Genomic DNA, 24,620 nt, shown 5'->3' with positions numbered 1-24,620 from the left:
ATTCAATTCCAATCTTCTAATTTTGATCTTCTTTTTTTCTTTCGATTACGCATACTATTTCTAAGGTGAGTTAACACAGATGAAAATGAGGTTGGAATCTTCTTAAGATCTTTATAATTAAGTGCCTTAAATAATTCTTGATGCCTTTTAAAAGCCTTCTCATCTCCTACATCTTTGGCTTGTTGTGTAATACTTACTTGATGTGTTTGGGTATGTAATAGCCAATTATAGACACTTTGTAAATACAAATATGGATTCTTACTCCTTGATTTCTGAAGTGCTTTTTTAAAGGCATATTCTTCAGACAATAAATAAACTCTTCTTTTTTCCTTGAATCTGAAAAGTATAAAACGTATTATTCTAAATAGCCTTTTATAAATTGAAAGGAAAATAATGAAGGATAAAAGTTGGTATTTATGACCTACAACGAATGCAATAATCTGTTCTTTTAAAGGTACTTTTGGTGTGTTATCTATAGCAATTGAAGGCTGTAAAGCAGCAAGACTATCTGCAATAGAACCTACTATTCCTAAATTAGAAGAGGTGTCTACATGGATTTTCATTGCTTTTGATCTAACCGTTTTATATTTCCCTGTAAAAGGATTAAAATAGGTAACCTCTGACCCCGGCATTTCGAAATCTCCAGCTTTGGTAAATAAATAAGAATACTTTTCTGTTCGAGTACTTTTTAGGGTCTCTTTTTTATCATCAATTTCTTGGTTTGTGAGGTTAGAATTTAAATACCTTTTGGCATAAGTTACACTATCAATAGAGATACTGGGTATAAAATTAGCTATTGTCTTAAAGCCAGTTACTGTAACGGTGCGTTCTAAAACATCACCCACTTTTAAGGTTTTAAAATCTTTGTTCCAATAATCATTTAAATACGCTGCATTGGCCACAAACGCAGCCTTATCTGATGCCGGTAAACTACGAACGTGTATCACTTTAGAACGTGTTCGTAAAGTAGTAGCCTTGCCTTCAAAATCTCCTTTAGGTGGAATAAAAGCAGTCATTTCTAATTCAGGAAATTCCAATTCGCCCACTTTATAAGGGAAAATTAAATAGTAGTAGGTAATCATGGCATAACTATGATCATTTATTATTGCATTACCTGCTACAGAATTTGTAAAAGGAATAATAAACGCATCATTCACTTTTAGATCGCCAAATTCTAAACCATCTGTAAACCAAGTTGGAGAATATACTTTAATAGTTGCTTTAATAGGTTGTTGTTCAAAAGCATAAGTTCTATTTAAAGAGACCGTTGCAAATGGCTTTTGTCCATAACTACACAGACAAAAAATAAGTAAGCCACATAGAATTACTATTCTTTTTACCATGCTTTCTTTGGGTTTTTAACCTGTGGATAATACTTTTTTCTTTGTAGAATAAACTTCTTTCTAAGAAATTCACTAGGGTCTGCATTCGTCTTTTCCATTACCATAGAAGCTGCACTCACCTGATTCATTCTATCTTTCTTTTTCTTATTTTCTTCTGGCCAATCCTGTTCTTTGTACTTCCTCTTTTTGGGATCGACTAGCTTCTGTTTTTCAGCATCGGCTTGTTTAGCTTTCTTTTTATTATAATCATTGTCAGATAACTTTCTTTCTTTTTCCGTTAATGCTTTTACAGCCTGAGAAGTGTCTTTATCATTATCTTGAGATGCTTCTGTTTTACCATTCTTCTTCTCCAATTCAATTTTCACTTTCACCAAACTTTCTTTTGCCTGTGTTAAACTAGGGTCTCTTTTTAAAGCCACTCTAAAAGCACTTTGTGCCATTTCATAATTCCCTAATTCCACAAACATTAACCCTAAGTTATATTGAGAAGTAGCTGTACTGTCCATTTCATAAACAGCTGCTGCAGCTTCAATGTCTCCACTTTTGTAAAAGGCATAGGCTTTATTGGCGTAACTTGTATACAATTGAGCCGCTTCTGCATAATTTCCATTGTCTATTTTTTGTTGTGCTTGATAGTCTTTGGTGTACCACCAGTCTGGGTGTTTGCTTTCTACCCCACAAGAGGATAAGAAAATTAAAAGTACCAAACCCCAATTGACCATCCACCCTTTTCTGAACCAAAAAAGGCCAAAGATAATTATTGGATAAATAAAGTAAATTCCATCATCTCTCCAATCGTCTTCCTTCTTGTCTGCATCGGTCTTAATCACCATATGTTTTTTAATATGATCTGCCAAAGCATCTACATCACTATTGTCTAAAGTAAGTGGTATAACTTTTATTCTTTCTTGTTGATCTAATCTTTTTAAAAGTGATCTATCTGCTTTTGATAAGATAGATTTCCCTTCATATTTTAGTTCTCTTCTAGAATTATATGGACTTGGAACAAAGCCACCATTAAAAGAACTTGCTACCCAAACTTGTACAAAACCTTTTGATGTATTTCGATACTTTTCTATGAGTTGTGCTTGAGCTTCTGTTACTTCATCTGTAATAATAATTAAGGTTGCTGGAGCTACTTCTTTTTGAGTTAAGGTATCAATATAATTCAGCATCAATTCATAATTAGTCCCTTTTACAGGCATAATTCTAGGCTTAACTGTAGTCATGTACGGCACCATTACTTTCTTATCTAATGATGGAGGAAAAATAACATGAGGAGTTCCTGCAAATACTAGTAAACCCACTTTAGTGTTCAACTTTTCAGCAAATAGATCACGCACCTTTAACTTGGCTCTTTCTAGTCTATTTGGTGATATATCTTTTGTCAGCATACTCTGTGATAAATCAAGTGCTATCCAAACCACAGATTTATTAAGTATTGATGGTAATTTTTTTTGTTTAAACGTTGGTCCTGCTACACCAATAATCATTAAAAACAAAAGAAAGAACATTAAAATAGCGGGTAAATTGGCTTTTCTATTTTTCTGATTCAGGATCACTATTTTTCTTAATTCTTTACGAATTAACCCTTTCCAAGACTCAGTCTTTCTTTTATTATAAATGTATTGCACCAAAAAAATAACTAACGGTACAAAAAACCATAGCATCAGTGGTCTCAGAAAATGAAACTGATTGATATATGTAATAATCTGCTCGTTATTCATTCTTATTTGACTTAATAAGTGTGAGAATGTTTAAGGTGAAAATCAATAAACAAGCTAATGTTATTGCTGCAATGATAGGATAGTAATACAATAAAACTTCAGGCTTTAAAGTCGTAGATTCGTATTTTATTGGTTCTAATTTATCAAGAGCTTCGTAAGCATTCCTAAGTTCTTTTGCATCCATAGCTCTAAAGTATTCCCCACCTGTAGAGTGTGCTATATACTTCATTGTTTTCTCGTCTATCTTATCTTTTCCTGTAGGGTCTCCTATACCCAATGTATAAATTTTTATACTATCTTTCTTTGCTACAGCGGCTGCATCTAAAGGGTTTGTTCCTCTGCCACTATCTACACCGTCTGTTAGTAATAAAATTACTTTTTCTTTAGTAGTATCCACTTCAAAAACCTTCATACTATACCCAATTGCATCACCAATACCTGTCATTTGCCCTGCCATACCTACTTCTGCATCATTCAACATAAATGTTACTGCATTAAGATCTTCGGTTAAAGGTGCTTGTAAATAAGGGTGTGTTGCAAAAAGCACTAAACCCATTCTGTCACTCTTTCTTCCTCCTATAAAAGTGGTCATTAATTCTTGTACGGCATGCCATCTAGTTTTACGTTTATCTCCTACTACCCAGTCTTTATTGTTCATACTAAAAGACATATCAGCAGTAATTAAAAAACTTCTAACTGTTTTGATTTTCTTTTCCGGTTTACCTACAAATTTTGGTCCTGCTGCTCCTAATAAAATGCAGCAATAAATAAGAAAAAGTAGTATCCATTGAGGTAAATTTTTCTTGGTTATTTTGGACTTTTTTTTGGGGTGAATACCCGAAATAGTTACTGCTCTTTTAAAAGAAGGAAAAACCAATGCAGACGTAACCTGACGCATAGAAGGTATTAACCAATAGACCAAAGGGATAAAAAGCACAAAAGCCAATACCCAGATATTGGTCCATTCAAAGTGCATGTTTTCGTATCCAAGCTTCGGCATACTTATAATATTTTTTATATTTTGATTTGAGTTCTATGCTGTTTTTAGACGACGAAAACACAAGCTGATTTACCGTTAAAAAATCTACATCATTTAAATCGTTTTTTTTGATCTTTTTATCGAGGTAATTTTTCCAATCCAATTGCATCAATTGTTTTACCTGTTGGTCTTGAAAAGCCGTAAATGCCGTTCTTCGCAAGATTTTATCAATAGCATAAACATTCTCAGATGTTGGTTCTGAACTATCTATAGTGTGCAATAAAGAAAGTGCTTCTTCTCTATATTTATTCTTTTCTTTGTAACGCCAAATTGCTAAAGATAGGAAGATTAAAAAGAGTACTATAATACCTAATAGTACAAACCATCCAATTGCATCAAAAGTAAACGCAATAGGAGCTGGTGGTATTACCTTTCCTATATTATTTTCTATATTGATCATTAAGTAGTTCTTTTACTTGGGTTCTAATTGGAGTAATTGTATCAAACTCAATTAATGGTATTCTATAATTAAACAACCTCTTTTCTATCGCCTGATAAACTGTTTTATAATCCTCTTCAAATGCCCTTTGTTTCTCCTTAGATACCTCCCAATCTATCTGTACATTGGTATCTGTTAAAGGCATTCTTTGTTTGGGTAGCTTTTCGTCTAAAGGATCATAAATATGTGTTACAATCACATTGTTTCTTTGTGCCAATGTTCCTAGTCTTTCAATTCCAATTTCGTCTAAAAGCGTTGCATCTGTTATTACATTTATAATATAATCATGCGTAGCAATCTGAAGCATCTGAAATAACGCCTCGTTAATTTTATCATTTTTAGTGTTACGCTTTATTTTTTGATCTATTAAAGCATGGTTTAAGCGTAAACTTTCTTCTAGCAATGCCTGAAAAAGTTTCTTACTTCTTGATGGACGGAACATTAAAGTGTGTTCATCATTATAAATAATCCCTCCAAATCTATCTCCCATTTTTAACGCTCTAAATCCATGTATGGCCATCATTTGAATAGCAATATTTGCTTTTAATTGATGTGATGAACCAAATAACATGGCCAAGCTTTGATCAAGAATTACCATTTGAGGACGTTCTTTCTCTTCACTAAAAACCTTTGTGTGCGTTTCTCTTGTTCGGGCAGTTACTTTCCAATCAATATTTCTGATATCATCTCCCATTACATACTTCCGAACTTCAGAAAAGTCTAACCCTCTTCCTCTAAGCATAGACGCATGTCTACCAGAAAGTAACCCGGCTACTCTTTGATGCTTAAAAAATTCCGTTCCTTCGGTAATTCCTTCTAATGCTAAAAGGTCTTGAATATTAATATGTAAATCTGAAGAAGACATTAAGCAATTGGGACTATTTTTAATAATTCTGTAACTATATCATCTGCTGATTTTCTATCGGCACTTGCTTGGTAAGTTAAGGCTATTCTATGTCTTAATATTCTATGTGCAACTTCTCTTACATCATCAATATCTACATACTTCTTGCCTTTCATTAAGGCCAAACATCTTGCTGCTTTATCAAGAGTAATACTCCCTCTTGGGCTTGCTCCAATACTTATATATTTTGATAAATCTGATGTGTAATTATCTGGAAACCTTGAGGCATCTATTAAACGAATTATGTATTTAGTTACTGCTTCAGAAACTTCAATATCATTTAACTTATCTCTGCACTCAAAAATAAATTTAGGATCTAACTTTTCTTTTGGCTTAGTATCTGATGATTTTTTCTGTTCTCGTCGTACTAGCTTTAGCATCTCTTCTTCGCTCTCTTTATTCAGATAAGTAATTTCTACTTTCATCATAAACCTATCTAATTGAGCTTCTGGTAATGGGTATGTCCCTTCTTGTTCCACAGGGTTTTGAGTAGCAATTACCATAAATAAAGGGTCCATTTTATAGGTTTTACCTGCCACTGTTACTTGGTGCTCTTCCATTGCTTCTAACAAAGCAGATTGCACTTTTGCAGGTGCACGGTTAATTTCATCTGCAAGAACCAAATTTGTAAAAATAGGACCTTGTTTAAACTGAAAGGCTTCTTCTCCTTCTGGATTGTAAATTTCTGTACCTGTAATATCAGAAGGTAATAAATCTGGGGTAAACTGCACACGGTTCATATCTATAGCCATAACTTTGCTAAGTGCATTAACAGCTCTAGTTTTCGCTAACCCAGGTAAGCCTTCTAATAAGATATTGCCTTCTGTGATCAATCCAATAACCAGTGATTGCACCAATTCTTCCTGACCAATAATTTGGGCATTTATTCTATCTTCTAGGTCTTTAATTATATCAATCATTTTATAAATTTATTACTTACAGTGCACCAACAAATTGAGGTCTTTGTTCTGATAATTGCATGACCAATTCCACCATTACTTTTTTCTCTTTTTTAGTAGTCAATCTATGTTTTAATACATAGGTTGCTCCTCCTAATTGTTTAGAAGATACTACTTCAATTTTTTTTATGTCGTCAGTTTCCAAACAGATTATCCCATTGTATTCTTTTCCTTCTTCTTTTCCACACCAATATTTATCAATAAATGATTTAAGTGCTTTAGTATCATCAGAAAATTTTTCTGCTCCAATAAAGTAATACGAAACTTTGGTGTAATTCTTTTTATTTAATGCTGTTGTAAAGTCATTAATGTAATCTACTAATTGAATGGGTGCTCCATCAACTTCTACAGTACTAGGCATTTTCAAAAATGCAGGAGAATTCGATGTTTCTGAGCTATGTGGTTCTTGAGGTTTTGGAGTAGTCTGTGTTGTATTTTCAAGAGATTGAAGGCTTGAAGTAGGTGACATTAAATAAGCTTGTGCATTTACTATTGATAATGTAAACATCAATAAGAATGTTATATAAAAATATTTCTTCATAATGCGATAGTAAGTTTAGAATAGTATAGAAAAACCAAGGAATAAATATTTCTATTTACTCCCTGATTTATAAATTAATAATAACTTTTATTTATTCTTAATACCTGGTCCTGATGAACCACCTGGTCCCATACCAAAGTTTTTATATACCATTTCTGATGCTCCATCCATTGTAAATGACCCTGGACGTTGCGATGGCGGATATTCTTTATAAGATTCTATGTGCTCTAAAATAACATTATTACCACCATAAAAAACAAACGGGTGATTGATAAACCATGTCCAGTAATTATTAGAATTATGGTCGGCTCTCTCAAATGGATCTCGTCTTAAATTAAAAATCTTAGGCATTCTTAACCAAGTAAATGGCTCCGACCAAAGCTCCATTGTTTTACCTCTTTGCTCAGCATATACAATCTTCCATGCGGTAGACATTTCTGCATCAGAAACTTTTGGTGTACCATCTGTTCCTCCACCTGCCATGAAGGTTGAGTTACCTGTTACATAATTTCTTTGTTCATAACGTAAAGCAACAATTTGTGCATCTGCATTATTATAAATAAAATGATTACGTGGAGATTGTGTTACCTCTCCTTTTAAATAAGGAAGCATATTATAACCATCTAAATGTACTTTAAACGATTTGCCATTGGCTTTATAACCACCTTTCATCAATTTTTCTTTAATATCTGGCTCACCTGCTGCTGCTGCTAAAGTTGGTAACCAATCTAAATGAGAAATCAAGCCATTTTTAACTTCACCGGCTTTTAATTTACCTGGCCAACGAATAAAAGTAGGAACTCTATATGCTCCTTCCCAGTTGGTTTCTTTTTCTGAACGGAAATGCGTGATTGCACCATCAGGCCATGCATTAAAGTGAGGCCCATTATCTGTACCATAGATAACAATTGTATTTTCTGTTAATCCTTTTTCCTCTAAATAATCTAGCATATCTCCAACATGACCATCATGTTCCATCATACCATCGTTATAGAAACCTTGTCCAGAAATACCTCTAGATTCTTTTTTAACGTGAGTGATAAAGTGCATTCGTGATGAATTCCACCATACAAAGAAAGGTTTGTCTTGAGCAACTGCTTTATCTATAAATTTCTTAGCTCTAACATTAATTTCATCATCAATTGTTTTCATTCTTTCAATTGTAAGAGGGCCTGTATCTTTTACTGGGCCATCTGATGTACAATCAAGAACACCTCTAGGACCAAATTTCTTCAAGAATTCTGCATCTTTAGGATAATCTGGATCTTCTGGTTCTTGCATTGCATTCAAGTGATATAATATACCATAGAACTCATCAAAACCATGTTTAGTAGGTAAATTTTCATCGGCATCACCCAAGTGGTTTTTACCAAACTGTCCTGTAACATACCCTTGATTTTTCAGTACTTCAGCTATCGTAATATCATCTGCTTTTTGTCCTTGTGGAGCTTTAGGTAACCCTACTTTTGTCATACCTGTACGCAAACCACATTGGCCAGTAATAAATGATGACCTACCTGCCGTACAAGATTGCTCACCATAATAATCAGTAAAAGCAAGACCTTCATCACCTACTCTATCAATACCAGGAGTTTTATACCCCATTAGACCTCTGTTCCAATAACTGATGTTATATAGTCCGATGTCATCACCCCACATTACAATAATGTTAGGCTTCTTCCCTTTTTTTCCTTGTGCAGTCAATTCCATTGGTAAAACCATTGACAAACACATAAAGGCGAGAAACAAATTTCTTAATATCTTATCCTTCATTTTTTAAAAGATTAGTTTTTGAGAATTAATAAATAGATTGAATAAATAATCAAAAGATTAATTGGGTTATTATTCTATCTAAGTTAACAGAGAATTCGATTTTCACTTCATTTATTCGTCTATTATACAATTGTTTCTACTGTAAATACTACAAATAAATTTCATTCAAAATGCTACTGATAACTAGCCAAAAAATTTGTATATTTATTTAGAGGGTTGAAGTATTTCGATCCTAAATTATTAATTAACAACTCGAACGCTGTGCTCAAAACTTAGTAAACTATTGCACTTCTTTTATTGAAAATAAACATGACCAAGAATAAACAACTCTTAGTATTTACACTCTTACTTTTTATCTCCGGTATTACTGCTTTAATTTTCCAAACATTATGGGTTAAACAATTAGGTATAGTTATAGGGGTTGATATCTATTCCACATCAATTGTTATAAGTGGTTTCTTTACTGGGTTAGGAGCAGGCAACTATTATTTAGGTAAATATATTCAAAGGTCTGATAATCCTTTGAGAGTTTATTGCAACCTAGAAATATTAACGGCAATATCTAGTGCTATTATCAGCCTTTTGCTTTTTTATACAGAAAGCACCTATGTTCAAATTGAAGCTATAATTGGGAAATTTGCTTATCTATTACCTTGGGTACTAATTGCTATACCTGCCTTTTTTATGAGCGGGACATTTTTAGCACTAATTAAATATTACAATCCATCTAAAGAAACGTCGGGAAAAAGTATTGGCTATTTGTATGGAGCGAATACCGCGGGGGCAATTCTTGGTGCATTAAGTACACCTTTTATCATAATACCTTTTTTTGGTGTGGTTGGAGCTGGTTTATTTACGGCAAGTATTAATCTTTGTCTTGGAGGATATGTATACTTTTTCATGATAAATAAAGAGGAAAAAGTAGAAAGACAAAAACACGAACAACCTACTTCAATAGGGTTTCATATTGGCTATATACTTTACGGATTCATAGGTTTTGTAGGTATATCACAAGAGATTTTATGGGGACAAATAATTGTGCAATTTCAGAATACTAGAACCTATGCATTTGCTACAATGTTAGCCATTTATCTTTTAGGATTAGCGGTCGGCAATTTTGTAATGGGTAAATACATTCATCGCATAAAGAACCTTTGGAAATCGTTTGGGTTGCTTACTTTTGGTAGTATCTTTTGTACATTATTATCCATCGCAGTTTTAGGTAATTGGACTTTAGAATATCAAGTTGAGTTTGGAAACACTTTATTTGGTATTTTTTCTAGCAAAGGAGCCATGATGATGGGGCGTTTTCTTTTTATAAGTAGCTTCTTCATATTAGTTCCTACAACTTTGATGGGCGCAATTTTCCCTGTTATAACACAATTAGTTAGCAATGGGAATCAATTGTCTGAGGTGAGTGGTAAATTACTTGCTTGGAATACATTTGGAGGTGTTTTAGGTAGTGCAATCACTGGCTTTATACTGTTTCCAACTTTGGGAGTTATCTATACTTTATTCTTACTGCTCATACTATCAATTGGAGTCGCTTTTGTTGCCTTTTATCAAACCAAAAGCACTAAAAAATATGCCCCTTCTTTTGCATTAGGGTTATTATTTATTGCCTTTATACCAAATACAAAATTCATTGATTTACTTCTTGAAAAAGAAACTGGTGAAATAATCTACTTTAAAGAAGGAATAGGTAATACAGTAGCTGTAATTGAACAAGGACAAGGTGACAGAATATTTAGAAGATTATATATTCAAGGTGTTTCAAATACAGGAGATGTGTTCCCTTCTTTACGATATATGCGCCTACAATCTTTTATTCCTCTCATTACTTTTAACGGCACACCAAAGTCTGCTTTAGTTGTTGGATTAGGAACAGGGATTACTGCAGGATCTTTACTTAAGTTTCCAGAATTAGAAGAAAGGGCTGTAGTCGAATTATTACCAGAAGTAGTAGAAGCAACAAATAAGTTTGTGGGTAATTACCAATTAGCTCAAAGTAAAAATATTAATATTTATGTTGATGATGGAAGACATAAATTAATGAAAGAAGTGCGTACCTATGATTTGATTACTTTAGAACCGCCACCACCAACTGCAGTAGGTGTTAATAATTTATATAGTAAAGATTTTTATGAATTATGTAAGTCGAGATTAACAGAAAATGGAATGATGGCACAATGGTGGCCAATCACTACTCAAACAGTAGGTGCATCAGAATCTCTAGTAAAGGCCATTTTAGAAGTATTTCCTTATGCCAATTTATGGACTACAGAAATGCACGAAATGCTAATTATTGGCTCTATGCAACCTCTTACATTAGATTTAGAATTAATTAGAAAAAGGTTAGCCTATCCAGATGTAAAAAAAGCACTTAATGAAGTTGGCATTCATAACGAAGCACAGTTTCTAAGTACTTATGTAATGGACAGAGGAGGGTTAAATGTTTTTAGTAGAAATGCTGAACCAGTAACAGATAATCATCCAATTTTAGAATATGATGGTTGGGTTAAAAAATCTGTTTTAACAGAAATTCTACCTCAGCTTTTAGATGCTCAAGAAGATATTCCAAACCTACCATCTGATTTGAAAAAGGAGATTGATTACGAAAGAGAGAATCTCCACCGTTTTTATTATGCAGGAATGGCTAGTTATGTAGGCAGAAGAGATGTTTGGTCTATGTTGCTTACTGATTTGTATAAATTCGATGATAAGAATGCCTATTACAATTGGTATGATCCAAAATAAAATAAAGAGGTTCTGAATTGTACAATTCAGAACCTCTTTATGCTTTAATAAAATTTTATTCTCCCGATTTTTTAGAACCTCCAGGCCCTACTGGGCCCATTTCATAACTCATTTCTTTAAGCTGATTCATCTTCCATGAACCTGGCTTTTGAGATGCAGGATACTCTTTAAATGTCATCGCATATTCTTTCATATGAGCCATAGCACTATACATATATGGAATCTGATTGATATACCAATCCATATACGTATTCGAATCGTAATCAGCACGCTCAAAAGGATCCATTTTTAAATCAAATGCTTTAGGCATACGTAGCCAAGTAAAAGGCTCTAACCAAAGCTCACCTCCTTTACCACGCTGTTCGCCAAATACCCATTTTAATGACATTTTTTGCACTTTACCTTCAATATCCTGACGGACAGCCACTGGTTCCGCTTCAGATGTATGATATATAAACCATTTACGCGGTGATTCTTCTACTTTACCTTGTAGGTAGGGTAACATGTTATAACCATCTAAATGAATTTTAAAACTCTTATCATTGGCTTGATATCCACCTTTAAGAAGTTTTTCTTTTATATCAGGATCTCCAGCTGCAGCAAGTAATGTAGGTAACCAATCTAAGTGCGATATCATTCCTTGAACTTTTTTACCACCTGTAATACCACCATCTGTCCATCTAATCATGAATGGAACACGATAAGCTCCTTCATATTGAGTTTCCTTTTCCATGCGGTATGGAGAGATTGCTCCATCAGGCCATGAATTGGTTTGTGGTCCGTTATCTGTACCATAAATTACTATCGTATTATCGGCAATACCTTTCTCTTCTAAATAATCTAATAATTGACCTACATGATTAGAATGTTCTACCATACCATCGTTGTAAAACCCTCTTCCTGAAAGACCTTTTGATTCATCTTTAATATGTGTTCTAAAATGCATTTTAGCAGCATTCCACCATACAAAGAAAGGTTTATCCTGATCGATTGCTTTATCCATAAATGCAATAGAACGTTTTGTAATATCATCATCTATAGTTTTAATACGTTCCACAGTTAATGGCCCTGTATCTTTCACTGGTCCATCAGAGGTACAGTCTAAAACACCTCGAGGTCCAAATTTCTTTAAAAATTCAGGATCTTTTGGATAGTTAGGATATTCTGGTTCCTCCATTGCATTAAGGTGATAAAGAAATCCATAAAATTCATCAAATCCATGTTTAGTCGGAAGTGTTTTATCAGCATCCCCTAAATGATTTTTACCATACTGAGCAGTCAAATACCCATGGTTTTTTAGTGCTTCTGCAATAGTGATATCGTCATCTTTCTGTCCTTGAGGAAAACCAGGCATTCCTACTTTCGTCATTCCTGTTCTTAAACCAGACTGACCTGTTATAAATGATGACCTACCTGCTGTACAAGATTGTTCTCCATAATAATCAGTAAAAAGTATGCCTTCGTCAGCAATACGATCAATTCCTGGTGTCGTGTATCCCATTTGGCCATTAGAGTAGGCACTGACATTCCAAAGTCCAATATCGTCACCCCATATAATCAAGATGTTTGGTTTCTTGCTCGATGATTTGCCTTTTTTCTTTTTTTGTGCAAGAGAGTCTTCACAAAAAGTCATACTTACAAGAACTGCAAGAAAGACGTTAATTGATAGTTTTTTAAACATTGTTTTTAAGTTAAATCAGAGAATAACTACAATAGTTATAACAATAGATTAAAGGTTATTTATTAATAAAAAGATTGCCTAGATAAAATTGTTTTTTAATTTTCACTACGCAAACAATTCTATTATTAATTATATCTTTCATTAAAATGATCTTAGTATTTTTTAGTAGGAGTTGATTTAAAACAGAAACTTAAATAGTTGAAAACCAATTATTTTAATTTTATAATTGATCAGGATTATATACTGTTTCATTTTCTTTTATAACCTTTTTTAAAAAATTTTCGTTACATTTGAATAAACACTGACTACACGGTCAGTCTATTTCATGAAATTAATGGATAAAAAAGAACAAATAATAGAGGTAGCTACTGCACTTTTTGCAGAAAAAGGATTTGAAAATACTTCAATTTCAGAAGTCTGTGAGACAGCTAAAGTATCAAAAGGGCTAATATTTCATCATTTTAAATCAAAAAATGGATTACTAAGAGAAATTTTCTCTAGGACAACCGATATGATTAAAAAAAACAACCTTAATCATAATGATGGAAACGCTTACGATACAATTTCACTTTTATTGAATTCTTTTTTTGATCAGCTTAAAAGAGATAAAACTTTTTTACAACTAAATGTTAGTGTTATTTCTCAACCAACAACTAGAGAAATAATCAAGGATTTAGTTAAAGAAAGAGCAGATTTAATTTTCAGATCAACTAAAAAACTATTTGATGAAATTGACCCAATAAATGCAACTGCAAAAAGTTATATGTTCATATCGGAACTAGACGGCATTGCATTAAACTATTTATCAATATTTAATGATTACCCATTAGAGGAAATCAAATCATTATTAATCAAAAAATATTTACACCAATGAATTTTATTCAAACAGAAAATACGCCTTTAATTAGCCAATATAGATCTACATTATATTCACAATTCACAGGTACTTTAGATGGTATGTGGCAAGATTTATATATTGCTTCTGCATCAACATTTCTAATTGAAATTAATGAAATATCAATAGGATACTGTTGTATTGACGACTCAAAAAGCCTTCTTCAGATCTTTCTTAATAAAGAAAGTAACTATCTGATGGAAAATACTTTAAAAGCATTAATTTCTAAAAATTTAATTACATCTGCTCGCCTTAGTACAATAGAACCCGTTTCTTTTAATGCTAGTTTAGGTTTAGCAAACAGTGTAGATAAAAACACATTGTGCTTTCAATATTCTGGGAGTTCGTTACTTAAAAAGAGTGCTTTAGAAATACAACTTGCAACAGTAGATGATGCAGATAATATACGTGCTTTTTTTAAAGAAAATGCTGGTTTTGAAGATACATTTGGCTATGCGGACAACCTCATTAATAGGAAAGAATTGTACCTCTCAAAAAAGGATAATATCATTATTGCTACAGGAGAATGTAGGTTAAGTGATACACAAAAAGAGGCTGCAGATATCGGTATGATTGTGAACAAGGGTTACCGAAAACAAGGCTTAGGAACTAGAATGTTAGATGCATTAGCACAAAAAGCAATTGCATTAAATAGACAACCTGTATGTTCTACAACAGTAGACAATATTGCATCTAAAAAAGCCATTGAAAAAGCTGGTTTTTATTGCTCAAATATCATTTTTGATATGAGTTTCAAAAATGAATACTAACTTTCGGAAGATGGAAAAAGAGCATTTTGAATGCTGATTCTCTAGAACTCAAAAATAAAAATTGAGGTAAGTTGATATAATAATATCTAGATAAGTCTCATTTAATTAATTTTAGATGAGACTTTTTGTTTAAAAATCATCAGCAGCAAAATTCGTTTTCACTTGTGCTATAAATTGCTTTTCCATTTTAGATACTTGATTTAAACTAGCAATAAACCATTCTCTTTCACCCTGTTTTTCTTTTAATGGAAGGAGTTTAAGTTGTTTATTCTGAAGAAAAGGAGTAACTGCCCATCTTGCCATTACAGATATGCCTAAATTTGCACTCACTAGTTCTATAATTGCTTCTGTTAATTGTACTTTCTGTATAGATTTCACCTTATCAAGGTCATTATTTAAAATCTTAGTGAGTACATAATTTTTCTCTTCAGGTAAATCGTATAAAATCAAATTCTGATTTTGTAAATCTGAGAGTGACAATTCATCTAAATCTACTAGATCATTTTCTTTAGAGAGGATCACCACCATTTCATCTGTAATTAATGGCTCAAAATGTATTATAGAAGTAGCTGACTTATTACTTACAATTGCCATATCAATCTCCCCTTTGTTTAAAAATTGAATAGGATCTTGCGTTGCTTCAATATTTATTTCAACATTAATTTCTGGATGCTCTCCTTTAAATTTTTGCACTACCTTTGGGAGCCAATGGTAGCAAGTATAACACTCTGTAGTTAATCTAATTTTCTTTTTCTCACCTCTTTTAATTCCCTCTAATTCCGCATTCAATAAATTAATAGAAGGCAATAACTTTTCTGAAGCATTAAATATAATTTTACCTGTTTCGGTTAAGATCAATTTCTTATTAAAACGATTAAAAATCTTTAAACCAATTTCTGCTTCGAGCTTTTTTAACTGATGGCTTAAAGCGGGTTGTGAAAGAAATAGCTTCTCAGCTGCCTTTGTAACAGAATCTTCTTTTACAATTACATTAACTAGTTTTAAATTTCTAAGCGAGATATCCATCATTCATATTATTTATGTAAATCATAAATTTAATTCATTTTATTCATAAATAAAAAAAATATAACTTTGCAACAAGAAACTATATTTATAGTAATCAATCACTTGTAATTTTCAAATAGATTCATCAAAACCTAAATCCCTTAAAATAATGTCCCAATCAAATTCAAACTTTTACGAAGTATATGGAAGTAAAATGCATGTACTCGAATACGGTAAAGGAGAAGGTAATCCAATTTTATTCCTTCATGGTAATCCATCAAATAGTTTTTTATGGCGAAATATCACACCTTATTTAGAAGGGACAGGTCATCATATAATAGTTCCAGATTTAATTGGAATGGGTAAATCTGATAAGCCATCAATTGATTATACTTTTATGGAACAATATGCTTACTTAGAAAAGCTTATTGAGACTATGGAACTTAAAAATATTGTATTGGTTTTACATGATTGGGGTTCTGGATTAGGTTTTAATTATTTTGCTAATCATTCTAAAAATGTAAAAGCAATTGCATTTATGGAAGGTATTATTCAGGATATTGGTACCTTCTTCCCAAAAGAAAACATAGATTTCTTTAATGAATTGAGAGGACCTAATGGTTGGAAAATGATTGCAGAGGACAATATGTTCTTAAATAATGTATTACCAACTTGGGTAGCTAGAGATTTAACAACCGAAGAATTGGCTGCTTACAAAGAACCTTTTCAAACAGTTGAAAGTAGAAAACCTATTTGGAAATTTGTTTCTCAAGTTCCCTTAAATGGAAAACCAGAATTAACAGCTGCCATTGTAAAAAATTACAGAGAAAAGCTTGCTGAATCACCCCTACCTAAACTCTTTTTATATGCAGAGCCTGGTGCTTTTATGCCTAAGCCTGTACGAGATTGGATAATTGAAAATATTCCAAATTTAGAAGCTGTAAATATTGGGAATGGTGTCCATTTTATTCAAGAAGATAACCCTGAACTTATAGGGGAAAAAATAAAAGAATTTGTACTTAAATTGGATAAATAATTTATCTAAAATAATACATGACGTTGTATACACTAAAATGTGAATACAACGTCTTTTTTATTTAGAATTGCTCTTCTTTTTTTAAATTTGAACGTACATACTCTGGAAGAGAACCCGAAAGGTTATCCACAAATAATGCTCTATCAGGCTTATTGCTATGATAAATAATGTTGTCGCTTTTATTGTAAAATAAAAACTCAGGGCTATGTGTTCGAATTGTCAATTCATGTTCTTCGTTATCATCGTCTTTATAACTGAAGAAGTATTTATAAACACGTTTATCATTTATTTCCATTGATGTCATTTCATTTCTTAGATAACGACCATCAGTTAATACGCCATGCTCAATGATGTCTAATTTTCTTCTACCAAAAAATACATTGATTGAGAACCATATTAGACCAATAATAAATGGAATTAAATAGAAGAATATTAAGCTATTCGTATTACTCATCCCCGCAATTCTATTCACCTCTGGCTTGTCAATGTTGTATTCAATTTTCACTTTATCCCCTACTTCTATGCCATAACCTGCATTATACGAAGACCAGTAATAACTTATTCCATCAAGCTCAAATTCATAATCGTATCTATAGACATACTCATCATTTACAATTGAGGACGTTTGGTAAACATCTAAAATAACTCCAGAACTTGTGGCTGTATTAGACGATAAATAAATGTATTCGTCAAAATCAATATGATTAAAACTGTAGAGTGCTGTGCCACAACCAATGGTAAATACTATAGCAGAAAGTAATCCTTGAGTACCATTCATCAATACCCTTAGCTTCTTTAATAGAGAGAGTTTCATGTTGTATAATTAAGATTGAAGTTATTTAGTTTAAATATAGTGTCAATTTTACTTGAACTTCGTGAAAAATCATTATTCTCACAAATAATCAATTACTATAATTATTAGTTATATTAATAGAAAGATTAAAAAAACTATTTCATTATATGTCAAATAACACGTTTACTAAAGATTTACAATATTGGAAATTTTGCTCTTATGGTTTTTTAAAAAACCTTCAATTTTTTGATGCATTTCTATTACTATTTTTAGTACAACATGGATTATCATATACTCAAGTTGGTTTTTTATATGCCTTGAGAAAACTTATTTCTTTCTTTTTAGAAATTCCTACAGGTATTCTCGCAGATCAGATGGGGAGAAAGCAATCGCTTATTTTAGGTTTTATGGCATACATCTGTTCTTTCTTAATGATGTATTTCTTACCTCAATTTCATTTTTTAATTATTGCATTTTGTCTTTATGGATTAGGTGAAACTTTAAGGAGTGGAACACATAAAGCAATGATTATGTCTTATTTAGAGATAGAAGGGTGGTTAGATTATAAAACTGATTATTATGGACATACAAGAGGTTGGTCGCAAAGAGGTTCTGCCGTATCTGCCCTTTTAGCTGGTGCAATGGTCTATTTCTCTGGAAATATTGATAATGTTTTTATTTTCTCTACTATTCCATTTGTTATCAATACAATAAATCTGATGACTTACCCAAATATTTTAAATAAAGGGAAAAGCAAGAAAAAAGGAGACAATAGTTTTTTGAAAGATTTGTGGTCCGTTTTACAAAGACCTCATTTAATTAAAGTAATTACTAATTCGAGTACGCATTCTTCTTTTTTAAATGCTATTAAGGATTTTATACAACCAATAATTGGTGCTTTTGCACTAACATTACCTTTTCTTACAAAAGGTACTAATGAACAGAAAATAGGATTAACGGTAGGCTTTACTTATACCATAATCTATATTTTCACAACTATTGCAAGTATAAATTCTGCTCGGTTCAGTAATCTATTTTCTAATAAAGATAAACCTATTGTAATAACCCTATATTTAGGTTTAATCTGTGGGCTAATCACTGGAATTTTTTACTTTGAGAATTTACTACTTATCTCAATCGTATCTTTCACGCTCATTTATATCTTAGAAAATATTAGAAAGCCAATGCTTACAGGTTACGTAGCAGACGATTGTCCTACTTCTATGCTTGCTACCGTTTTATCTGTCCAATCTTTTGTTACTACAATTGTTACTGCAGGATTAAGTTTACTATTTGGTTATTTATCAGATCATTATGGAATAGGACAAGCACTAATTTTATTATCAGTTTCTATATTAATGGTTGTTTCAATTGTACAATTCACTCTTGGGAAAACAGCAATAGAAAAAAATCAATAATTATATCAGTGCATTTTAATTAATACATCAACTTTAATTGTACTGTTACGGTGTTTCCAACAACATAACTTGCGGCTCCACCTCCAATAGCATAATCTTCTAAGGAAAGTGTAAATTCGCTCTCTAAATAGCGTATTCCTTCTTCGTCTATAACTTTAAAATGAATATTTTTCTCTTTTGATACACCTTTCATTGTGATTGTAAATAGGCCTTCAAACTGATTTCCTTTTAAAGCTTTAATAGTTGAGCTAGATATTTTTATTTCTGGGAAGTCGGCACTATCAAACCATTCCTCTGCTTGTAAATGATGGTCTCTTTTTTCTTCAGATGTATTTATATCCGCAATTGATACACGGCCAAAAATCTTTGCATTTTCGATGTCTTCAGGATTAAATTGAATGGTATAATTTAACTTGTCAAAACTCCCTTTTACATTCCAGAAAACCTTAGAGATTGAAAACTTCACTTCAGACATTCCATTCTCTTGTGAAAAACCTCTTGTACTTAAACCTAAGATTAAAAGAATTGTGGCAACAATAATATGTTTCATGTTGTAATAATTTAATAATGAATAAATTAACTTGATGAAACAAAATTAGATGATGTAGCTTTCTTAAAATTGTGAGAATCGGAAAATAGGTTATTTCCTCAAATAAGAATTATTTATACACAAAAAAGCTACCCATTTGTACAAATAGGTAGCTTTATATTTAAATAGTATGTTGTACTAAAAAGGCAATACTCTAGATACTTCTTTCTTATATTTTTGAAATGATTCAGGTCTATTTTTCATCATTTGTTTATCTTTTAATGGAATTGATGCAAACATAAACATCATCCACATACCAACTGAGCCTAAAACTGTATACCATGGTGCTGCATAAGCTGTCCCCATCATGGCAACGCCAAACCAAAACATCATCTCTCCCAAATAATTAGGATTTCTTGATTTAGCCCAAATTCCCGTTCTTAAAATATCGTCTTTTTTCTTATTAGGTCTTAACCTAAATTTAGCAAGTTCATTGTCAGCTAAATATTCAAAAATAGTTCCTACAAAAGCTGTTGCTGCTCCTAAATAAAATAACCATCCAATTTCTAAAACACCTGTTTCATAAACCCATTGAAGTCCCCACATACTAGCAAAAACTATTAATGTTGGATATAAATGAATGGCTAAGAAATTTATAGGCTGAAAGAATGCTTTAAACTGATGTCTGAAACTTACATATCTAAAATCTTCGTGTTCCCATCCAGACCAACCTCTTGCCCAACTTAATGTAAGTCGCCAAGACCATAAACTAACCACAAATGCACATATCCATTGAGGTGTTGACCAATCTGCCCCATCAAATAAATAAAAATATTGAAGAATAAAATAGAATGGAATAACACTCCAATAGGCATCGTATACACTGCTATTTTTCTTAATTACAGAAAAAATATAAGTTACTACTGTCATTGCTAAATCTGCATATAACATACGAAATACTAGTGGTTCCTCTTTAAAATATTGAAAGGTAGCATAACCACCTACAGCCACAATAAAATAAATGACTGTAATTTCTAAAAGAGCAATTTGTTTCTTATTCATGAGATTCTTGTTAGTTTATAATGATCTAAAGGTTGATAGGTTGACGAAAGCCAAGGCAATGTTTTTAATTGATCTGTTGGTACTGCACGCACTACTTTTGCAAAAAATGTGACTAACCCTTTTGCATGTTTGTCCTCATCATGTGTTGGTACTATCACTTTAGGTTGTATCTGATCAAAAAGCGTTTTTACTCCTTCTATTCCTGGCGAAACAACTCCTCCTAAAAAGAACGGAAGTTTATATAAATTAAAAGGTGTAATTAATAGTTTACAATCACTTACTTCTTCTAATTGCTCTTTATGTTTTTGATCTAAAGAAAAGCCATGAGTAGCAAAATAAACACTCTCATTACCATCATCTAAAACAAAACAATCATAGATAGGATCTATGGCTCTGCGTGTTGGTAAAAAATGTATATCAACCTCTTTTAAAGTAATTTTATTTACTTTTTTATCTAAAGGAAGAAATGCAGTTTGAGGTAATATTTTTTGTACATCTTTTGCTATACTTCTTGGTCCAATAATAACTTTTGGCTGAAGTTTTAGTAACGTTTCTTTATGGAAATGATCTGGATATTTCTGTGTGATTAATACAGCATCATAACTCGGTAAGTTATCAAATGCCAACGGTGGAGTTCGATGCCACTGCATGTTAAACCAAGAGAAAAAGTCTATTTCTGTTCCTTGTAGCCAAGGATCAACTAATAATTTAATAGTATCAAACTCAATAAACCAGGAATTATCCATATTGAGCCGTTGTAAGTTTATCATTTTAATAGAGAGAAAAAAAGCTATAATTCAACTCCAATATAAACCTTAAAAATCACTTGTTGTTTAAACTTTAATAATTATTATTTACTAGTAGAAAGCTCAAAAGTCTCTGTTCCGTCTAAAGAAAGTTGAATATTAATAGTATTACTATTCATGTCAATACCTTCTTTTTGTTTAATAATAATTCCAGAACCGATACCTCCAAATATCTCAATATGTTTATTTTGATTCGCAATTAACTCATTTACAGTATTTAATGATGTCGAATGTAAACTAGAGCAAATAAATAGATCATTAATATTCTCACCTGCTTTAATTATTTCCTGATCAATATTTATATCTTCTGAAGAGGTAATTACTAATGAAGAAATTTTTTGAGTAGACGTAAATTGAGGTCCTGGCATTGCATAAGCAGCTGAAAAAAATGAAAAATTTGATTTTCTTAAATACACTACTTTTTCCTCAAAAACAGTTTCCACTTCAATTATAAATGTAATTTGATCATCTACCTTTTCATTTGAAAAATAATAATAATCACCTTCCTTCATCACTGTTCCCCTATTTAATACTAGAGACTTTACCTTCGTTTTGTATGTACTCATATCTCCACCTCCTTGACAAGAGCCTTGTTGAGGTATATCAATAGCACAAGAAAATAAAAGTAGAGTAGCGAAAATAGTAATAGTTTTTAATGTTAATTTTTTCATTTTTTATTATTTGAGTTTTTTAGCGAATACAAATTAATCAAAACTCTGGAGTAATTGCAAACATAATTCCGTACTTACGTGATGCATTTTCCTGATAAGTAGCTCTATAGATAAACATTACCTTTACCATTCTAAAAATATTCTCAACTCCTCCACCAACTTCTACATAAGGAGTAGAAGGATCTAAACTTCCAAAAGAAGTACTGTTCTCATCCCATGGATTTACATTGGCTGTTTGATTTGCTTCAGAAACACTTCCCCATAAGATATTAGAAAGAACAAACGTTTTGGCATTCCACTTCTTAAGTAATGGGAGTCTATTAAGCACTAAACCTTCAAAATGATGGAACATTCTTAAACTAGCATATTGATCGCTCATAAACTCTCCGAAACCCATCAGATTATAACTAGAACCACTGTAGATATAACGTAAATTATTCCCTCTATGCACAAATAAAAGTGGAAAAGGCACTGTAGAGGGTGTCCAACCAGAAGAGACAACGTAATCTAACCTACCTATCGCTCCTAATTTAAAACGGTGACTTAAATTAAATTCTACTTTATGATAACTATCAGTTGCACCTAAAACACTTGGTAGCCCCCGTTGATAACTTAAAGAAATTGTTGGCAACTTTCCGTTTGCCGCAACATATCTATTTAGATGTCTACTAGAAACATATCGTTTACCAAAATCAAAAATTATTGATCCTCCAACTTCTGCAGTTGTTATGTTAGAAAATGCAAGAGTATCTGTTAATTCAGTAGCAAAATAGTTTTCATCTTTATAGGTAAACTGCCCTCTAAGCTGAATTCCCTCGGTTATGTACGTACCTGCAATAAGCTTTGCTTCATCTAAATAATATGGGTTTGAATATGTTCCCCATGCTTGAGAAATCCATAAATATGGATCTTGTCCAGGGTAAGTTATGCCTCCTCCTAACCTTTGCAATGAATGTTGTGCTCTTGCATATAAAAATGTCCAAGTATCGTGGTTCAGAATATATTTTGCCATTGCTCCCCACTTCCATTCTTGGTCGTTAGTACCATAAGCTACATACCCACCCCCAATTAAATTTTTATTCCACTGTGTATTGGTTAATCCTCCAACTTGAATTCTATGCTCTTCTACATTATTTTGTGCATATAAAACGGTTAGTGGTCCAAAATCAAACCCTCCCATTCTGTAATAACCAGTAACCCCTATATCTGCTATTTTGGCTGCAGATTTAACAGTAGGCATTTGCTTTACAGTATCAATCATAGCAAAAGTAGTAGTATCTACTTCCTCAAAATTTATGGTGGAATCTTGTGTAAGAAAAGTATTTTCAGTTTCTATATCCACTAAAAATTTCTGCCAATTTTCTTTTAGCTTCCCACCTACCCACATCTTTATATTTTGCTGGTAAGGAAACCATATTTGAGTAGTATCTAAAGGAGCCATTTTCTGTTCAACTGTAATACTATCTATAAAATTTAAGGGTGATTTTCTACCTATTTCAGCATATACTTTTTTAATGGCAAACCCTTTATCTTCATCAGTAATCCAGATTGTACCACCAAAAGTTTGGTCATTTTCTCTACGTGGAATGTAATTGATTTTATAGCACCAATCTTCATCAATTTCTTCGTAGGTAACTAGTTCAAAATCATAGAAATTTTTAAAACTAGGATTTAATGGCGAGGCAAAATCATACCTTAAAAATCGTAACCAATGCTGATAAAAATTTACAGTTGTCTTCTCATTATCTAACCCTTCTTTAAATTGGTTTTCAAATTCAGGTCCTAAAAAAGCCTCTTTGTAATAAAATTGATCTCTATCTTCTGCTCTTCCTTTAGCATTGTAACTCACTTTTTGTTCAGAATGAGCTACATACATTGGGATAAGAAGTTTTCCGTTATCATCTTTTTTAAGAGAATCTATTGCCTCCATTCTTTTAATTGCAGAGGCGATCAATTTACGTTCTGTAAACTCCTTATTTATATCTGCTAAAAAAATGTTTGTTCGCATTTTAGATTGGTACTGAAAATCTTCTTGACCTTGAAAGTTATGTAAATCAGCATTTTTCATTGCCAACCTGATAATTTCCCAAGCTGGATTTTCGTATCCTCTTCTTCCTACAACTACTTCTTCTAATTGGTGTGCTGCTTTATCTAGGTAGATCAAAGATTCTTTTCTATTTAGAGTATCTAACTTAATAAGTTTTGAGGCATACCCTAAACAAGAAATTTCTACTTTTACTGTATCAGATGAGACATTCATTGTAAACTTCCCCTTTTCATTAGTAGAAGTTCCATCACCGTTACTTACTACAGTAAGGTGGGCAAAACCAACAGGACGTAATGAAGAGCTATCAATAATCTTCCCTGCCCATTGAGTTTCTTGTGCGTTACCAATTAGTACACTGCACGTAAGCAGTAATGATAATAGTGTTTTTTTGAAAAATTGGTTTAAACTTAAATCTAGTGAACTAA

The 24,620-nt window shown here is 32.2% G+C and carries 21 protein-coding genes; 5 read left to right on the top strand and 16 right to left on the bottom strand.

All coding sequences use genetic code 11. The annotated features are described in order from the left end of the window. Positions 1 to 2 precede the first annotated feature (2 nt). The 8 genes from EI427_RS02660 to EI427_RS02625 form a co-directional block, all read right to left on the bottom strand. Positions 3 to 1,343, bottom strand: a complete 1,341-nt coding sequence (locus EI427_RS02660; protein ID WP_126611323.1) for a BatD family protein — start codon at positions 1,341 to 1,343, stop codon at positions 3 to 5. Continuing rightward, positions 1,337 to 3,070 (bottom strand): VWA domain-containing protein, encoded by a 1,734-nt coding sequence (locus EI427_RS02655; protein WP_126611321.1) that lies wholly within the window; start codon positions 3,068 to 3,070, stop codon positions 1,337 to 1,339. Before EI427_RS02655 ends, EI427_RS02660 begins: the two co-directional genes overlap by 7 nt. Beyond that, positions 3,063 to 4,070 (bottom strand): VWA domain-containing protein, encoded by a 1,008-nt coding sequence (locus EI427_RS02650; RefSeq protein WP_240655343.1) that lies wholly within the window; start codon positions 4,068 to 4,070, stop codon positions 3,063 to 3,065. Before EI427_RS02650 ends, EI427_RS02655 begins: the two co-directional genes overlap by 8 nt. Continuing rightward, positions 4,036 to 4,509 carry a DUF4381 domain-containing protein gene (locus tag EI427_RS02645; RefSeq protein WP_126611319.1) on the bottom strand — a complete coding sequence of 158 codons (474 nt, stop codon included), beginning with the start codon at positions 4,507 to 4,509 and terminating at the stop codon, positions 4,036 to 4,038. Before EI427_RS02645 ends, EI427_RS02650 begins: the two co-directional genes overlap by 35 nt. Beyond that, positions 4,490 to 5,413 carry a DUF58 domain-containing protein gene (locus tag EI427_RS02640; protein WP_126611316.1) on the bottom strand — a complete coding sequence of 308 codons (924 nt, stop codon included), beginning with the start codon at positions 5,411 to 5,413 and terminating at the stop codon, positions 4,490 to 4,492. The genes EI427_RS02645 and EI427_RS02640 overlap by 20 nt, the downstream gene beginning before the upstream one ends. Beyond that, positions 5,413 to 6,372 (bottom strand): AAA family ATPase, encoded by a 960-nt coding sequence (locus EI427_RS02635; protein ID WP_126611314.1) that lies wholly within the window; start codon positions 6,370 to 6,372, stop codon positions 5,413 to 5,415. Before EI427_RS02635 ends, EI427_RS02640 begins: the two co-directional genes overlap by 1 nt. Before the next feature lie 16 nt (positions 6,373 to 6,388). Continuing rightward, positions 6,389 to 6,952: a hypothetical protein gene (locus EI427_RS02630; RefSeq protein ID WP_126611312.1), complete on the bottom strand. Its 564-nt coding sequence runs from the start codon at positions 6,950 to 6,952 to the stop codon at positions 6,389 to 6,391. A gap of 87 nt (positions 6,953 to 7,039) precedes the next feature. Then, the gene (locus tag EI427_RS02625; protein WP_126611310.1) at positions 7,040 to 8,725 is read right to left on the bottom strand and encodes an arylsulfatase; all 1,686 of its coding nucleotides are present in this window, start codon (positions 8,723 to 8,725) and stop codon (positions 7,040 to 7,042) included. A 309-nt stretch (positions 8,726 to 9,034) separates the two neighbouring features. On the opposite strand from EI427_RS02625, the gene EI427_RS02620 reads away from it, so the two are divergent. Then, positions 9,035 to 11,482 carry a fused MFS/spermidine synthase gene (locus tag EI427_RS02620; protein WP_126611308.1) on the top strand — a complete coding sequence of 816 codons (2,448 nt, stop codon included), beginning with the start codon at positions 9,035 to 9,037 and terminating at the stop codon, positions 11,480 to 11,482. A gap of 55 nt (positions 11,483 to 11,537) precedes the next feature. Here the strand turns inward: EI427_RS02620 and EI427_RS02615 are convergent, their stop codons facing one another. Then, positions 11,538 to 13,163: an arylsulfatase gene (locus EI427_RS02615; protein WP_126611306.1), complete on the bottom strand. Its 1,626-nt coding sequence runs from the start codon at positions 13,161 to 13,163 to the stop codon at positions 11,538 to 11,540. Between the two features lie 334 nt (positions 13,164 to 13,497). On the opposite strand from EI427_RS02615, the gene EI427_RS02610 reads away from it, so the two are divergent. Both EI427_RS02610 and EI427_RS02605 read left to right on the top strand, forming a co-directional pair. Further along, a complete protein-coding gene (locus tag EI427_RS02610) occupies positions 13,498 to 14,037 on the top strand; it encodes a TetR/AcrR family transcriptional regulator (protein ID WP_126611304.1) in 540 nt (179 codons plus the stop codon). Further along, positions 14,034 to 14,828, top strand: coding sequence for a GNAT family N-acetyltransferase (locus tag EI427_RS02605; protein ID WP_126611302.1), 795 nt, complete (start codon positions 14,034 to 14,036; stop codon positions 14,826 to 14,828). Before EI427_RS02610 ends, EI427_RS02605 begins: the two co-directional genes overlap by 4 nt. Positions 14,829 to 14,957: 129 nt before the next feature. Here EI427_RS02605 and EI427_RS02600 read toward each other — a convergent pair whose 3' ends face one another. After that, positions 14,958 to 15,857, bottom strand: coding sequence for a LysR family transcriptional regulator (locus EI427_RS02600; RefSeq protein WP_126611300.1), 900 nt, complete (start codon positions 15,855 to 15,857; stop codon positions 14,958 to 14,960). Positions 15,858 to 16,002: 145 nt separating this feature from the next. Between EI427_RS02600 and EI427_RS02595 the strand changes: the two genes are divergently transcribed. Further along, positions 16,003 to 16,869 (top strand): haloalkane dehalogenase, encoded by an 867-nt coding sequence (locus tag EI427_RS02595; protein WP_126611298.1) that lies wholly within the window; start codon positions 16,003 to 16,005, stop codon positions 16,867 to 16,869. 61 nt (positions 16,870 to 16,930) lie between these two features. On the opposite strand, the gene EI427_RS02590 is transcribed toward EI427_RS02595, so the two are convergent. Continuing rightward, positions 16,931 to 17,683 carry a DUF3592 domain-containing protein gene (locus EI427_RS02590; RefSeq protein WP_126611296.1) on the bottom strand — a complete coding sequence of 251 codons (753 nt, stop codon included), beginning with the start codon at positions 17,681 to 17,683 and terminating at the stop codon, positions 16,931 to 16,933. Between the two features lie 146 nt (positions 17,684 to 17,829). Between EI427_RS02590 and EI427_RS02585 the strand changes: the two genes are divergently transcribed. Further along, on the top strand, positions 17,830 to 19,080 hold the full coding sequence (locus EI427_RS02585) for an MFS transporter (protein WP_126611294.1): 1,251 nt from the start codon (positions 17,830 to 17,832) through the stop codon (positions 19,078 to 19,080). A 19-nt stretch (positions 19,081 to 19,099) separates the two neighbouring features. Here the strand turns inward: EI427_RS02585 and EI427_RS02580 are convergent, their stop codons facing one another. The 5 genes from EI427_RS02580 to EI427_RS02560 all read right to left on the bottom strand — a co-directional run bounded on the left by EI427_RS02580 (position 19,100) and on the right by EI427_RS02560 (position 24,504). Further along, positions 19,100 to 19,630, bottom strand: a complete 531-nt coding sequence (locus EI427_RS02580) for a YceI family protein (RefSeq protein ID WP_126611292.1) — start codon at positions 19,628 to 19,630, stop codon at positions 19,100 to 19,102. Positions 19,631 to 19,807: 177 nt separating this feature from the next. Then, a complete protein-coding gene (locus tag EI427_RS02575) occupies positions 19,808 to 20,671 on the bottom strand; it encodes a DUF1295 domain-containing protein (protein WP_126611290.1) in 864 nt (287 codons plus the stop codon). Then, on the bottom strand, positions 20,668 to 21,417 hold the full coding sequence (locus tag EI427_RS02570) for an MBL fold metallo-hydrolase (protein ID WP_170178373.1): 750 nt from the start codon (positions 21,415 to 21,417) through the stop codon (positions 20,668 to 20,670). Before EI427_RS02570 ends, EI427_RS02575 begins: the two co-directional genes overlap by 4 nt. 104 nt (positions 21,418 to 21,521) lie before the next feature. After that, entirely contained in the window at positions 21,522 to 22,148 is a 627-nt protein-coding gene (locus EI427_RS02565; RefSeq protein ID WP_126611286.1) for a hypothetical protein, read from the bottom strand. A 37-nt stretch (positions 22,149 to 22,185) separates the two neighbouring features. Then, complete coding sequence (locus EI427_RS02560) at positions 22,186 to 24,504, bottom strand: DUF5686 family protein (protein WP_240655367.1); 2,319 nt, start codon at positions 24,502 to 24,504, stop codon at positions 22,186 to 22,188. Positions 24,505 to 24,620 lie beyond the last annotated feature (116 nt).

The organism is Flammeovirga pectinis, from assembly GCF_003970675.1.
GTDB classification, from domain to species: Bacteria; Bacteroidota; Bacteroidia; order Cytophagales; family Flammeovirgaceae; genus Flammeovirga; species Flammeovirga pectinis.
Note: the sequence above shows the minus strand (reverse complement) of the source record. Positions and strands in the feature narration are given on the sequence as shown.

What these genes read in the sequence shown, in the direction of transcription:
- EI427_RS02640 (WP_126611316.1), bottom strand. Translation starts at nt 5,413, where the DNA reads ATGTCTTCTTCAGATTTACATATTAATATTCAAGACCTTTTAGCATTA.
- EI427_RS02635 (WP_126611314.1), bottom strand. Translation starts at nt 6,372, where the DNA reads ATGATTGATATAATTAAAGACCTAGAAGATAGAATAAATGCCCAAATT.
- EI427_RS02620 (WP_126611308.1), top strand. Translation starts at nt 9,035, where the DNA reads ATGACCAAGAATAAACAACTCTTAGTATTTACACTCTTACTTTTTATC.
- EI427_RS02570 (WP_170178373.1), bottom strand. Translation starts at nt 21,417, where the DNA reads ATGGATAATTCCTGGTTTATTGAGTTTGATACTATTAAATTATTAGTT.
- EI427_RS02600 (WP_126611300.1), bottom strand. Translation starts at nt 15,857, where the DNA reads ATGATGGATATCTCGCTTAGAAATTTAAAACTAGTTAATGTAATTGTA.
- EI427_RS02605 (WP_126611302.1), top strand. Translation starts at nt 14,034, where the DNA reads ATGAATTTTATTCAAACAGAAAATACGCCTTTAATTAGCCAATATAGA.
- EI427_RS02645 (WP_126611319.1), bottom strand. Translation starts at nt 4,509, where the DNA reads ATGATCAATATAGAAAATAATATAGGAAAGGTAATACCACCAGCTCCT.
- EI427_RS02650 (WP_240655343.1), bottom strand. Translation starts at nt 4,070, where the DNA reads ATGCCGAAGCTTGGATACGAAAACATGCACTTTGAATGGACCAATATC.
- EI427_RS02585 (WP_126611294.1), top strand. Translation starts at nt 17,830, where the DNA reads ATGTCAAATAACACGTTTACTAAAGATTTACAATATTGGAAATTTTGC.
- EI427_RS02610 (WP_126611304.1), top strand. Translation starts at nt 13,498, where the DNA reads ATGGATAAAAAAGAACAAATAATAGAGGTAGCTACTGCACTTTTTGCA.
- EI427_RS02565 (WP_126611286.1), bottom strand. Translation starts at nt 22,148, where the DNA reads ATGAAAAAATTAACATTAAAAACTATTACTATTTTCGCTACTCTACTT.
- EI427_RS02615 (WP_126611306.1), bottom strand. Translation starts at nt 13,163, where the DNA reads ATGTTTAAAAAACTATCAATTAACGTCTTTCTTGCAGTTCTTGTAAGT.
- EI427_RS02580 (WP_126611292.1), bottom strand. Translation starts at nt 19,630, where the DNA reads ATGAAACATATTATTGTTGCCACAATTCTTTTAATCTTAGGTTTAAGT.
- EI427_RS02660 (WP_126611323.1), bottom strand. Translation starts at nt 1,343, where the DNA reads ATGGTAAAAAGAATAGTAATTCTATGTGGCTTACTTATTTTTTGTCTG.
- EI427_RS02575 (WP_126611290.1), bottom strand. Translation starts at nt 20,671, where the DNA reads ATGAATAAGAAACAAATTGCTCTTTTAGAAATTACAGTCATTTATTTT.
- EI427_RS02595 (WP_126611298.1), top strand. Translation starts at nt 16,003, where the DNA reads ATGTCCCAATCAAATTCAAACTTTTACGAAGTATATGGAAGTAAAATG.
- EI427_RS02590 (WP_126611296.1), bottom strand. Translation starts at nt 17,683, where the DNA reads ATGAAACTCTCTCTATTAAAGAAGCTAAGGGTATTGATGAATGGTACT.
- EI427_RS02630 (WP_126611312.1), bottom strand. Translation starts at nt 6,952, where the DNA reads ATGAAGAAATATTTTTATATAACATTCTTATTGATGTTTACATTATCA.
- EI427_RS02625 (WP_126611310.1), bottom strand. Translation starts at nt 8,725, where the DNA reads ATGAAGGATAAGATATTAAGAAATTTGTTTCTCGCCTTTATGTGTTTG.
- EI427_RS02655 (WP_126611321.1), bottom strand. Translation starts at nt 3,070, where the DNA reads ATGAATAACGAGCAGATTATTACATATATCAATCAGTTTCATTTTCTG.